12 protein-coding genes are annotated in these 11,689 nt (G+C 68.6%); all 12 read right to left on the bottom strand.

What is annotated here, in order from left to right; genetic code table 11:
* Nucleotides 1-37: 37 nt before the first annotated feature.
* The 12 genes from IF12_RS0117985 to IF12_RS0118040 all read right to left on the bottom strand — a co-directional run bounded on the left by IF12_RS0117985 (nucleotide 38) and on the right by IF12_RS0118040 (nucleotide 11,670).
* The gene (locus IF12_RS0117985; RefSeq protein WP_030160852.1) at nucleotides 38-706 is read right to left on the bottom strand and encodes a DNA alkylation repair protein; all 669 of its coding nucleotides are present in this window, start codon (nucleotides 704-706) and stop codon (nucleotides 38-40) included.
* Between the two features lie 62 nt (nucleotides 707-768).
* On the bottom strand, nucleotides 769-1,461 hold the full coding sequence (locus tag IF12_RS24345) for a 4'-phosphopantetheinyl transferase superfamily protein (protein ID WP_030160854.1): 693 nt from the start codon (nucleotides 1,459-1,461) through the stop codon (nucleotides 769-771).
* Nucleotides 1,458-2,678, bottom strand: a complete 1,221-nt coding sequence (locus IF12_RS0117995; protein ID WP_030160855.1) for a beta-ketoacyl synthase — start codon at nucleotides 2,676-2,678, stop codon at nucleotides 1,458-1,460. Before IF12_RS0117995 ends, IF12_RS24345 begins: the two co-directional genes overlap by 4 nt.
* A 189-nt stretch (nucleotides 2,679-2,867) precedes the next feature.
* A complete protein-coding gene (locus IF12_RS0118000) occupies nucleotides 2,868-3,101 on the bottom strand; it encodes an acyl carrier protein (protein ID WP_030160857.1) in 234 nt (77 codons plus the stop codon).
* A gap of 44 nt (nucleotides 3,102-3,145) precedes the next feature.
* Nucleotides 3,146-3,916: an ABC transporter ATP-binding protein gene (locus IF12_RS0118005; protein WP_030160859.1), complete on the bottom strand. Its 771-nt coding sequence runs from the start codon at nucleotides 3,914-3,916 to the stop codon at nucleotides 3,146-3,148.
* Nucleotides 3,917-3,930: 14 nt separating this feature from the next.
* Nucleotides 3,931-6,333, bottom strand: coding sequence for an FtsX-like permease family protein (locus tag IF12_RS0118010; RefSeq protein ID WP_051704558.1), 2,403 nt, complete (start codon nucleotides 6,331-6,333; stop codon nucleotides 3,931-3,933).
* Complete coding sequence (locus IF12_RS0118015; RefSeq protein WP_030160862.1) at nucleotides 6,330-6,818, bottom strand: DUF6790 family protein; 489 nt, start codon at nucleotides 6,816-6,818, stop codon at nucleotides 6,330-6,332. The genes IF12_RS0118010 and IF12_RS0118015 overlap by 4 nt, the downstream gene beginning before the upstream one ends.
* Before the next feature lie 4 nt (nucleotides 6,819-6,822).
* A complete protein-coding gene (locus IF12_RS0118020) occupies nucleotides 6,823-8,169 on the bottom strand; it encodes an MFS transporter (RefSeq protein WP_051704559.1) in 1,347 nt (448 codons plus the stop codon).
* 85 nt (nucleotides 8,170-8,254) lie between these two features.
* Nucleotides 8,255-9,010 (bottom strand): thioesterase II family protein, encoded by a 756-nt coding sequence (locus IF12_RS0118025; protein ID WP_197034784.1) that lies wholly within the window; start codon nucleotides 9,008-9,010, stop codon nucleotides 8,255-8,257.
* Nucleotides 9,007-10,011, bottom strand: a complete 1,005-nt coding sequence (locus IF12_RS24350) for a hypothetical protein (protein ID WP_051704560.1) — start codon at nucleotides 10,009-10,011, stop codon at nucleotides 9,007-9,009. Before IF12_RS24350 ends, IF12_RS0118025 begins: the two co-directional genes overlap by 4 nt.
* 20 nt (nucleotides 10,012-10,031) lie before the next feature.
* The gene (locus tag IF12_RS0118035; RefSeq protein ID WP_030160871.1) at nucleotides 10,032-11,366 is read right to left on the bottom strand and encodes an aspartate aminotransferase family protein; all 1,335 of its coding nucleotides are present in this window, start codon (nucleotides 11,364-11,366) and stop codon (nucleotides 10,032-10,034) included.
* A gap of 64 nt (nucleotides 11,367-11,430) precedes the next feature.
* Nucleotides 11,431-11,670 (bottom strand): acyl carrier protein, encoded by a 240-nt coding sequence (locus tag IF12_RS0118040; protein WP_030160873.1) that lies wholly within the window; start codon nucleotides 11,668-11,670, stop codon nucleotides 11,431-11,433.
* Nucleotides 11,671-11,689: the final 19 nt, after the last annotated feature.

Genomic DNA, 11,689 nt, shown 5'->3' on the forward strand with positions numbered 1-11,689 from the left:
GGCCGTGGTATCGGACGGTGCCGCGGGGGCCGCCGGCCTACCGGCCTTCGTTGCGGCGCACCAGCTCCTCGATCCAGACCGGCGCGTACGGGGAGGTGCAGCCCGGCGAGGTCGGGTAGTCCTTGAGCACTTCGAGGCGCTCGCCGATCGCGACGGCGCGGGCGCGGTGCCCGGGGTGGTCGATCCCGATCTGCGCCAGGCAGTGGTTCATCGCCCACTGCAAGCGCTCGGGCGCGTCCTTCATCTCGGCCTCGACGACGTCGAGCAGGCCCGCGAGGTCGAGCCCCTCGGGCCGCTTCGCGACCCGCTCGACCGTCAGCGCCCACCCGGCGCCGGCGACGACCGGGTCGGGGTCGTCGGTCCAGGCCAGGCGCAGCTCCTCGGCGGCGGGGTGCTTCTTGACGACGTAGTTCACGAGCCAGTCGTGGACCTTGGGGGTGCGCGCCTCGCGGAGCATGGCGTCCAGTTCGTCCCGTTCGAAGGCCTTCGGGCGGCAGATGAGGAGCGCCAGGAGGCGAGCGGCGCTGTCGTCGCTGGCCCACAGTTCGCGCGCGAGGTCGTGCTGCGTCTTGAGCCGCTTGGCGACCGCCCGCAACTTCGTGAGGTTCACGCCGTGGTCGTCGCCGTGCTTCTCGTTGACCTCGCGGATCTTCGGGTCCTCGAGCGCGGCCAGCTCCGCCAGGACCTCCTCTGCCTGCGTCGCCACCTCGGCCTCCCGCCTCTCGCGTGTGCGGGCCAGTCTACGACCGGGGGCCGACACCGGGGGCGTCAAGCGAGGTGGCGGGGGATCTGGCGCAGGTCCTCGCGCCGGGGCGCGCGCGTCCACGTGCCCGGGTCGGGGCCCGGCCCGACCCAGTCGATGCGCAGGCGCGGCAGCAGGTCGGCCTCGCTGAGCCCTTCGGCGCTGACGCTGATCCGAAAGCCCCGGTCGTCGCAGGAGAGGGTGAGCACGTCGGGCGCCGCGAGCGTGTCGACGCCTTCGAGGGGGGTCGACAGGCCGCGGCCGGTACGCTTCACGATTGCCTCCTTGCGCGTCCACAGCGGACTGAGGTCGTCGGCGCGGCGGAGCCGCTCGCGCAGGCGCCGCTCGCCCGGGGCGGCCATGCGCTCGAACAGCCCGGCGCTGAAGGGCACGCGCGACTGCACGTCCACCCCGACCGGCACCGGCGCGAGCACGCACACGCACACCGCGCCGTCGTGCGAGAGGTTGAAGTGCCACCCGTCCTCGCCGGCGAACCGGGGCTTGCCGAACTCGCCGGGCACCACCTGCGGCATCGGCCGCGTCGAGCGCAGCCGCCACAGGTGCTGGAGCAGCGAGAACGCGACCACGCTCGCGTACCGGTCCTGGCGTCGGTGGTAGCCGTCGCTCTTGCGGCGGCGCTCGACCGGCACCCGCGCGCGGAGCCGCTGGAACGCGAGCCCGTCCAGCAGGTCCGCGCGGGCGATCGCCAGGTCGATCATGCGTCGCGGCGGTCGAACACCAGGCAGGCGTTGTGGCCGCCGAAGCCGAGCGACAGCGACACCGCGCGCGAGAGCCGCGCCGGGCGGGAGCCGCCGCACACCACGTCGATCTGGACGTCCTCGTCGAGCAGCCGCGTGCCCGCCGTCGGCGGCACGGCCTCGCGGTGCAGCGAGAGCACCGCCGCGATCGCCTCGACCGCCCCGGCCGCGCCGAGGAGGTGACCGGTCATCGACTTGGTCGAGGAGACCAGGGCCTTCCCGCCGAACACTCGCGCGATCGCGGCGGCCTCGACCTGGTCGTTCTTCACGGTGCCGGTGCCGTGCGCGTTGACGTAGACCGTCTCGTCCCGCTCGCCCGCCTCGGCGAGGGCGTCGGTGATCGCGCGGTCGATGGCCTCGCCGTCCTCGGCCGGGGCGGTGATGTGCGAGGCGTCGCTGGTGAGCCCGTAGCCGGAGACCTCGGCGAGGATCCGGGCGCCGCGGGCCCTGGCGTGCGATTCGCTTTCGAGGACGAGCGCGCCGCCGCCCTCGCCCATGACGAAGCCGGAGCGCTCGCGGTCGAAGGGGATGCTCGCGCGGTCGGGGTCGGCCGAGGTGGACATGGCGCGCAGGCTCTGGAAGCCGGCGGTGACGAGCTTCTGGGTGGCCGCCTCGCCGCCGCCGCAGATCACGGCGTCGACGTAGCCGTGCCGGATCGCGCGCAGGGCCTCGCCGATGCTGACCGAGCTGGAGGCGCACGCGGCGGTGTGAGCGATCGACGGCCCGCGGGCGCCGGTCTCGATCGCGATGACCCCGGCCATCATGTTCGGGGCCCATTTGGGGATGAGCATGGGCGAGACGCGCCGCGGCCCCTTGTCGAGCAGGGCGTCGTACTCGTGGAGGACGGTGCCGATGCCGCCGAGCCCGGTGGACATGTTGACGCCGAGCCGGTAGGGGTCGACCGCGCCGAGGATGCCGGACTGCGCGGCGGCCTCCTTGGCCGCGATGAGCCCGTAGAGGGTGAACTTGTCGAGCCGCCGCAGCTCCCGGGCCGAGAGGTGGGCCTCGGTGTCGAGGTCTTTGACGGGGGCGTAGACCTTCGCGGCCATGTCCTCGGTGTCGAAGCGGTCGATGGGCACGATGCCGTGGCGGCCGGCGAAGAGGTGCTCCTCGAACGCGGCGAGGTCGTTGCCGATGGGCGTGATCGCGCCCATTCCGGTGATGACTGCTTTTTCCATGGGGTTCTCCGTTGGTTCGCAGATGCTGAGGGGTCGCCCGACGGCCCGGCGCAATGGCCGGGTCGTCGGAAGCGGAGTCGTAGACAGCGGGGCTGTCGAAAGTGGAGTGATCGAAGAGGTTGAAGTATTGAGGGAGCGGCGGGCCACCCGGTGGTGGCCCGCCGTCCGATGCCGGCGGCTGGGGCGCGCCTAGGCGTTCTGGTGCTCGGCCGCGTCCTGGACGCGCTCGAAGAGGTCCTGGACGCTGGCGACGGAGTCGTCGACCTCGACGCCCTCGCCGATCACGTCCTCGATGGTCATCATGAACTCGTACACGGCGATCGAGTCGACGCCCACTTCGGCGAGGTCGTCGCCCATGGCCAGTTCCTCGGCGGTCTTGTCGGTGAACTCGGCCAGTGCCTTCTTGAACTCGGTCTCGGTCATGGTCACTCCTGTCTGTCTCTGAGAAGCCTTTTGCCGTAAGGGGCTTAGAAGCCCTTCTCGCTCAGCCATGCGAACACCTCGTCCTCGCGCCGCTTCGCGTCCTCTTTGGTCCATGCGCCCAGCTCGCGGGAGTCGACCAGCAGGCCGTCCTTGAGGTAGACGATCCGGTCGGCGCGCGCGGCGCACGCGGGGTCGTGGGTGACCATCACGAGCGTGGTGCCTCCACTGTGCACATCCGAGAGGGCGTCCATCACCTCGGCGGTCATGCTGCTGTTCAACGCGCCCGTGGGCTCGTCGGCGAACAGGATGGTCGGCTCGCCCGCCAGGGCCCGGCAGATCGAGGCGCGCTGGAGCTGCCCGCCGGAGACCTGGGTGATGCCGTGGCGCTTGACGTGCTCGATCCCGAACCGCTCCATGAGCGCGTCCACCCGGGCGACCACGCCGGCCTTGTCCTTCGGAGTGGCCTTGAGCGCGGGCAGCAGGATGTTGTCCTGGATGTTGAGGTTGCTCAGGAAGTACGCCTGCTGGAAGATGAACCCCATGCTGGTCAACCGGACCCGGCTCACCTCCGGGTCCTTCATGGACGTCAGCTCGCGCCCCTCCAGCGTGACGTTCCCGCCGGTGGGGCGGTCCATGCCGCTGATGCTGTACAGCAGGCTGGACTTGCCCGAGCCCGAGGCGCCCATGACGACGAGGAACTCGCCGCGCTTCACGGCCAGGTCTATCCCGTTGAGGACCTGCGTCGGCGGATCGGTGGAGTAGTACGTCTTGGTGAGGCTCTCGCACTCCAGCGTCACTTGATCGGTCTGTGGCATCGGTGGTACTCCATTCATCCTCTGAGCCAAGCGCTCTTGTCCGCGCCGCGAAGCCTCGCGGTGAGGGCCAGAGCGGTGAGGTATCCGGCGCTGATCAGGGCCAGCGGGTAGACCAGGTAGACGAGCAGCGGGTTCGGGATGAACGCGAGGTCGGCGATCCCCAGGCCCGCCAAGGCGATGAAGGAGCCGACGACGCTCTCCCCGCCCGTGGCCGCGAACACCGGGCCGAGCACGGTCCCGACGGCCACCGCGAACAGGGTCTTGCCCCGCACCTGCGCGATGATCTCGCTCGTCGAGAAGCCCACGGCCGAGAGCATCCCCATCTTCTGGCGGTCGCTCGTCAGCCGCAGCTTCAGGAACAGGCTGGTGATGAGCGCCGCGACGCCGATCCCGAACACGAACGACAGGACCGCGGCGCTGCGGAACGCGTCGGTCACGTACGAGAGCGTCTGCGTCACATACTCCCGCATCGGGATCGAGGCCGCCGACGGGAACTCGTCGCCGTAGTCGGCCGCGATCGCCGCCGGGTCCTCGCCCTCGGCGCTGTCGGCGTAGAAGACGTAGGCGGCCGCGCCGGCGGTCACCTCGCCCTCCATCTTGGCGGTGTACCCGCCGCTGGTGACGTCCTGGTAGACGCCGGAGACGGTGAGCGTGGTCGACGCCCCGTCGAGCCGGATCGTGAAGTCGTCCCCGGGGGACAGCTCGTACTTGTCGGCGTTGAGGACCGAGACGGCGATCTGCCCGGACTCGGGCCGCCCGCCCTCGGTGAACGCGACCGACCCGTCGGAGTAGTCGCCCACCTCGACGCGGAAGATCTCCCAGCCGTCCTCGCCCTCGGCCTCGTACAGCACGTTGGCGTAGGTGCGCACCGCCGTCAGCCGCTCGTCCTGCCGCATCGCGGCGAGCACGTCCTCGCGGACGGTGTCCACGTCCTCGGAGAACTGGAGGTCGACGCGCACGTCGCTCTCCTGCGCCCCGAGGTAGGTGACGAACTTGGGGCTCTCGAAGGTGCTGAGCAGGTTCATCGGCAGCGTCATGAGCACCGAGGCGAGGAAGAACACGACGGGGATCAGGATCCACTGCGCGCTCTCGGCCCGCAGGTCCAGCCAGGCCAGGCGCCGGTTGACGTTGGTGCCGCGGAACGCGGCGAGGCTGGTGCGCCGCACCCGCTTCGCCTGCCGCTTGGCGCGCCGCGCGGTCTGCCTGTCGTCGAGGGTGCTGCCGTGGACCAGGGCGTTGACGACCTGGATCTTGCGGATCTTCTTGAAGACCCGGCGGCAGATGCCCACGACGAACACGTAGACGAGCGCGAGGGCGAGCACCGGCACCAGGAACGTCGACAGGCCCAGGGGCGCTTCGGCGTAGTTCACCTGGACGGTGCGCGTCAGCAGGTTCGTCGCGACGATCGCGAGCAGGCCGCCGGCGACGCAAGCGAGGAAGGTCATGGCCCGGTACTTCGACAGGTACAGGCCCGAGATCGACTTGTTCGGCAGGCCGATCGCCTTCATCGCCCCGATCTCGCGCACCTCGTCCTCGAGGGTCCCGCGGATCACGAAGCGCGCGTTCAGCAGTGAGATGGCGATGAGCAGGAGGCTGACGAACATCAGCGCCATCGCCACGAGGCCGTCGCTGAAGGCGTTGATCACGCGGATCATCTGGTAGGTGACCGCCTGGCCGTTCTTCGGCAGGGCCTCGTCGGACTCGTACGCGCGCTGGAAGTCCGACACCAGCGAGGCGTCGGTCAGGCGGTACTCGACGATGATCTCCGGCGCGCCGCCGCCGGCCTCCGACAACGCCTCGAAGTCCGCTTCGGACACGAGGAACCGGGTCGCCGAGGACAGCGAGGAGGCCATCTGCGAGTCGCGCACGAAGCCCGCGATCGTCAGCTCCTGGAAGCCCTCGGCGGTCTTGACGCGCAGCTCGTCGCCGATGGCGAGCTCGAAGCGCTGCTCGTAGGCCACCGGCACATAGGCCTCGCCGGCCGAGGGCCGGGGGATCTCCCCGTCCTGGTCGATGAGGAAGTCGAAATCGGGGTTCTGGGTGACGAACAGGTTGTCGATGAGGCTGTCGGCGAGGTCGCCGTTCTCGCCGGTCGAGGGCCGCTCCCAGGCGAGGGCCGCGCTGTCGAAGCCGAGCATCTCCTCGACGACCCACGCGTCGATCTCGGGGTGCTCGGCGGCGAACCGGTCGAGCGCCGCCTGGTCGTACTCGCCCTTGTGCATCTGGAGGAAGTGCGGCGGCTTGGCCTCGTCGAAGAGCTGGTTCACCGAGCCGACCAGGCGCTCCATGACCATCGAGCCGGTGGCCATGAGGAAGGCGCTGAGGACCAGGATCACCAGGAGCGCCAGGTTGACGCCCTTGTTCTTGATCAGGTCGTTGAGAATATATCGGGTGCTTATAGAGTCCCTTGGCTTCAAGAGAGGCTCCAAACTCCTGGAATCTGCAAGGACATCCAAGTGAGAACGACGTGGTAGACAACGTCCATGATGATGGCGATCAGTTCACCGCGGTCGGTCCGCCCCTCCTCTTTGCGCTTGCGTCGCAACTCCATGGTGTGCGTCCAGAGTCCGCTGAGGCCGTAGATGTACAGCGTGACCAGTGTGCCGACCCAGAAGTTGCCCTGGAACCAGATGGACAGGACGCCCATCACACCCAGACCCAGTTGGGCGAAACCGTATTTGATCTGGAAGGGCCCGCTCGGCCAGCCCAGTTTCTCCGCGGTCTTCTCGGGATGGATCACGTTGATGACGAACCCGAACACGGCGATCAATCCGTGCGGCACTACGAACTGGTGCAGCAGCAGCGTCTTCATCACCTGTTCGTAGTCGGCCGTGAATCCCTGTATAGCGAGTTGCGCGCCCGCCGTCAGTAGTCCCGCGCCGATGAATATGAAAATCCACATGGTGTTACTCCTTTGTTTCCATGGTTCGGATGAATTGGTCCTCGATGGATCGGATGCTCTTGACGCGGGGCATGAGCACGGCCATGCCGACCAGCAGCACGCCGATGAGGATGAGCATCAGCCCGATGCCCCTGGAGGGCCCGGTGTGGATCACCGCGCCGACGCTGTCGGCGAGGGCGCCGTCCGGCACCAGCAGCGGGTTGAAGACGTAGTCGGCCAGGACGCCGGAGACGCCGTAGGCGACGATGTAGCCCAGCTGCGAGATCAGGCCCATCAGGCCCCACACCTTGCCCTGCGCCTCGTTGGGGATCGAGGAGCGCGCCAGCACCTCGACGCTGGTGTTGAGCGGCGGGAGGGTCATGAAGAAGAAGAAGGCGAAGACGCCGATGAGGAGCACGTTGACCGTGGACCCCATGAGCAGCACGGTCACTCCGCTCGCGGCCAGGGCCCAGGCGATGTACCGCAGGTGCCTCCCGCCCATGTTGAACACGCCGATGAGCAGGCTCGACACGACCATCCCGACGGCCGCGACCGACCGGACGACGCCGAGCACCTCCTCGTTCGACAGGTCGATGAGCATGGGGGTCAGCAGGGTCTGGAGGAAGCCCATGCAGAAGGTCACGACGGTGACCAGGAGCATGAGCACGGTGATGCCGCGGTTGCCCGCCAGGACGCGCACGCCGTAGCGGAAGTCGGCCCAAAACCCTTGCTGCGCCGCCCGCGGCCTGGTCGCGATCGTCCGCCAGACGACCACCATGCAGACGGTCGTGACGGCCATCGTGCCGATGTCGATGTAGAGGATGAGCGTGATGCCCGACCAGCTCATGAGCATCCCCGCGAGCGCGGGGGAGACCAGGAACTGGGAGGCGGCGGCGAACTGCACGAGTCCGCTGGCCCGCGCGTACTGCTTGGGGCTCAAGAGGTCTGAGATGGTCGCGCGGTAGGCGGGGTCCATCACTGAGGTGAAGACCGAGCTGAACGCGACGCACACGCAGACGACGGCCACGTTGGCCTGCCCGGTCTGGAAGGCCACGAGCAGCAGGACCAGTCCCGCCGCCGAGAGCGTGTCGCCGAGGATCATGAGCAACCGCCGGTCGAACCGGTCGGCGAGCACGCCCCCGAGCGGGGCCAGGAGCACTCCTGGCAGGAAGGCGGCCATGGTCACCAGCGCCACCGAGGTGCTCAGCCCTGAGTCCTGGTAGACCCAGACGGCCAGGCCGAAGGCGGTGAGCCCGTTGCCGAGCCGGGCGACGAGCTGCGCCACCCAGATGAACATGAAGCTCCGGAAGTCGCGCGGGGAACCCGGCTCCGACTCCTCAGGCGGGCGTTCGGACGCGATCACCGAGTCCATGGGTCCGCCTTCTCGTGCATCCGGTCGGTCGGGGCGTTGGGGCCCACGCGATTCCCTTCGCTTCGGTTCATCCGGGTGGCCTCGTTCACGAGCGCGGCATCGCGGCGTCGCGCAGTTCGGCGAAGATCCGGTCCAGCTTCCCGGTGGCGCTGAGCACGAACATGTGCTCCTCGCCGTCGAGGACGTGGGTCCGGATCGGTTCGGCGAGGTGCTCCTGCCATTCGGCCGAGCTGCTCGCCGGCGCCTGCGGGTCGTTGCTGCCGAGGACGAGCCGGGCGCGGACGTCGAGCGTCGCGACCGGCATCCGCCGCGCGTCCTCCAGCACCTGGTAATCGGCGCGGAAGGCGGGCAGGAACAGGTCGATCAGGGACCGGTCCTCGGCGACCTCGGCCGGGATCGCGCCGAAGGCCAGCAGGCGCTCCAGGAGCTCGCGCTCCGGCAGCGTCGCGTTCCCGGCGATCTGGAGCCGCCGGGGCCCGCGGCACGCCGAGAGCACCAGGTCGGTGGGCCGCCGCCCCTCGAAGGAGGGACGCGCGGCCATCGCGAGCATCACGTGGTAGGCGACGACCCCGCCCATGCTGTGCCCGAAGAACACCGCGTCGGGCCTGAGCACGTCGCGCAGGGCCGTGAGGTAGCGGTCGACGAGCGACACGAGCCGCCGGTAGGGCGGTTCGGTGGAGGGCCCGTGCCCGGGAGGGTTGACCGTCCACACGTCCCAGTCGCCGCTCAGCTCCTTGACGAGGCGGTTGTAGGAGGCGCCGAACCCGCCCAGGAACGGGAACATGACGATCTGCCGGCCGGTCTCCGACGGGCGGAGGTTCCACAGCAGCGGTGTGCTCATCCGTCGTCCCCCTGGCGGGCGGCGGCGAGCTGTGGCTCCTCGGGAGCGTCCACAGTGCTCTTCGAGGTCTCCTTGCTCTTGTTCCCGACGCCGGGGAAGACCGCGCCGGCCTTGAGGGTGTAGTCCCGCTCCAGGTAGTCCGGGAAGGTGAACGGCGCGTCCAGCTCGCCGGTCGGCGACTGTCGCTTGAGGACGAGCACCAGGACCAGCGTCAGGATCGCGAACACGGTGAGCTGCACGAACTGGGTGGGGATCGCGAACAGGTAGAGCTTCATCGCGCTGCCGGAGGCCGAGGCCCAGAACGGCAGCAGGAAGAACAGCACGTTGCCCTTCATCCGGTTGAGCAGGAAGCTCATGCCGATGCACAGGACGCACAGCTGCGCGGCGTACAGCGGCCAGGCGATCGCGAGGTCGAAGGAGGCGAACACGTTGCCCGGCGCCACGAAGACGGCGATGCCCAGGCCGGTGTAGACGCCCGCGAGGACCCGCTTGCCGGTGACGCGGTGCATGAACGGCAGGAAGAACCCGAACCAGCCGATGGCGATGGCGACCATGCCGACCTCGGCGTAGAACAGCTCCAGGAAGGTCAGGACCATCTCCAGGGGCGTCTCGGTCTCGGCGGGCACCTCGATGCCGAACAGGATGCACAGGTAGCGGATCGCGAAGATGTACCCGAACATGAGCGCCAGGAGCGCGGGTATCCACAGCAGGTCCTTCTTGCGCGGCACCAGGGTCCGGAAGAAGTTCCCGAGGCCGCGGAAGCCGTCGTAGAGGAAGAACACGAGGAAGGCCGCGATCATCGGGCTGTGCAGGATGACGACCACGATCGGGTTGCGCAGGTGCAGCTCGCCCAGGGTGGCGACGGCGAAGTCGAAGGCCGCCAGGTAGAAGATGGTCAGCGCCCAGACCGACCCGATGGTCAGGGCCAGGTAGAGGACGACGTACTTGGTGTAGGGCTTGGCGGGTCGTTTCAGGGCAGGGGAGGTCTCGGACACGGTCACCGTGCGCTCGCTTTCTGGACTCAGAAGATCTCGTCGATGGACTGCTTGGCCTCGCCGAGCGCCTTTCGGGCGCGGATCTGGAAGAACTCCAGGTCCTCGTCGGAGAGCTGTGCGTTCGGGTAGATGCGGGAGATGCTGGAGATGAGCACGCCGTGCCGCTGGAGGGCCGTGGCGACGATGATGTCCTTGCTCATCAGGTCGAAGTCGTACTGCCCGGGGTTTTCGAGCGGCGTCTCGCAGCAGTGGAACGAGGCCACGCCGGGCGGGCCCTGGACGATGAGCGGCAGGCCCGCTATCTGGGCCTCCCGCACGAGGATCGACTGGAGTTCGGCGGCGCGGCGGTGCATCGCGTGGAGCACGGCCTCGTCGTCGCGCGAGAGGATCGAGAAGGTGGCCTTCACGGCGGCGCTGCCGAGCGGGTAGCCGTTGTAGGTGCCGGCGTGGATGACCTTCTTGCTCTCCAGCAGCGCCATGATCTCGCGCTTGCCGACGAGGGCGGAGACGGGGACGCCGCCGCCGCCGATGGCCTTGCCGAAGGTGGTGAGGTCGGGCGTGACCCCGAGCTTCTTCTGCGCGCCGCCGACGCCCATGCGCACGCCGGTGATCATCTCGTCGAAGATGAGCACGACGCCGTGCTCGGTGCACAGGGCGCGCAGGCGCTCCAGGTAGCCGGGGGCCGGCTCGATCGATCCGCCGTTGACGCAGACCGGTTCGGTGAGCACGCTCGACAGCTCCTCGCCGTGCTCGGCGAAGAACGCCTCGAGGCGCTCGGTGTCGTTCCACGGCAGCATGTACGACTGGTCGGCCATGACGCCCGTGGCGCGGCCGGCGGTGCCCTTGTAGTCGCCGCGGAAGTCGACCGGGACGGGAAGCTTCGGGTCGGTGACCCTGCCGCCCATGATGTTGTCGGCGTTGCCGTGGTAGTGGTTCTCGAACCGCAGGAAGCGGTTGCGTCCGGTGTAGGCCCTGGCCAGCCGCAGCGCGGTCTGGAGGATCTCGGTGCCGGACAGTCCGAATCGGATCATCTCGGCCGAGGGGATGTGGGCGTTCATGAGTTCGAGCGGCTCGGCGTCGAAGTCGCAGTGGCTGACGCACAGGACCCGCCCGATGGCCTCCTGGAGGGCGTCGAGGTACTCCTCGTTGCCGTGCCCGAGGATCATGGCCCCGAAGCGGGCGTAGAGGTCGAGGTACTCGTTGCCGTCCATGTCGAACAGGCGGCTCTTCCTGCCGTCCACGAAGTGGATCGGGACTTCCTCCCACGGCATGTTGAAGTTGTAGTGGACGCCTCCGGGGAGGAGGCGTTTGAGCCTTTCGTGGTAATCGAGGTTGGCGGACTGCGCTACTGCTGGCGACACGATGCTCCTTTGCGGCTGAAGGGGGTTGGCGGCTGGGAATGGGGTTCGGTCGGCCGGAGGCGGATCAGTCGAACTCCTCGGCGAGGTAGGCGCTGATGTCCTCGATGGTCTTGAACTCGAAGAGCGCCACCGGGTTGATGTCCACGTCGAGTTCCTTGCGGAGGCGGTTGATGATCTTGAGCGCCTGCACAGAGGAGACGCCGAGCTTCATGAAGCTGGCCTGCTCGTCGATCTCGCCGGGGGCGAGCGCGAGTTCGGCGGCGATGAGCTTGGTGAGGATGGCCTTGATGTTCTCTTCGTCCATGGTGCTTCCTTTCGGATCG

Source organism: Glycomyces sp. NRRL B-16210 (assembly GCF_000719515.1).
GTDB lineage: Bacteria > Actinomycetota > Actinomycetes > Mycobacteriales > Micromonosporaceae > Glycomyces.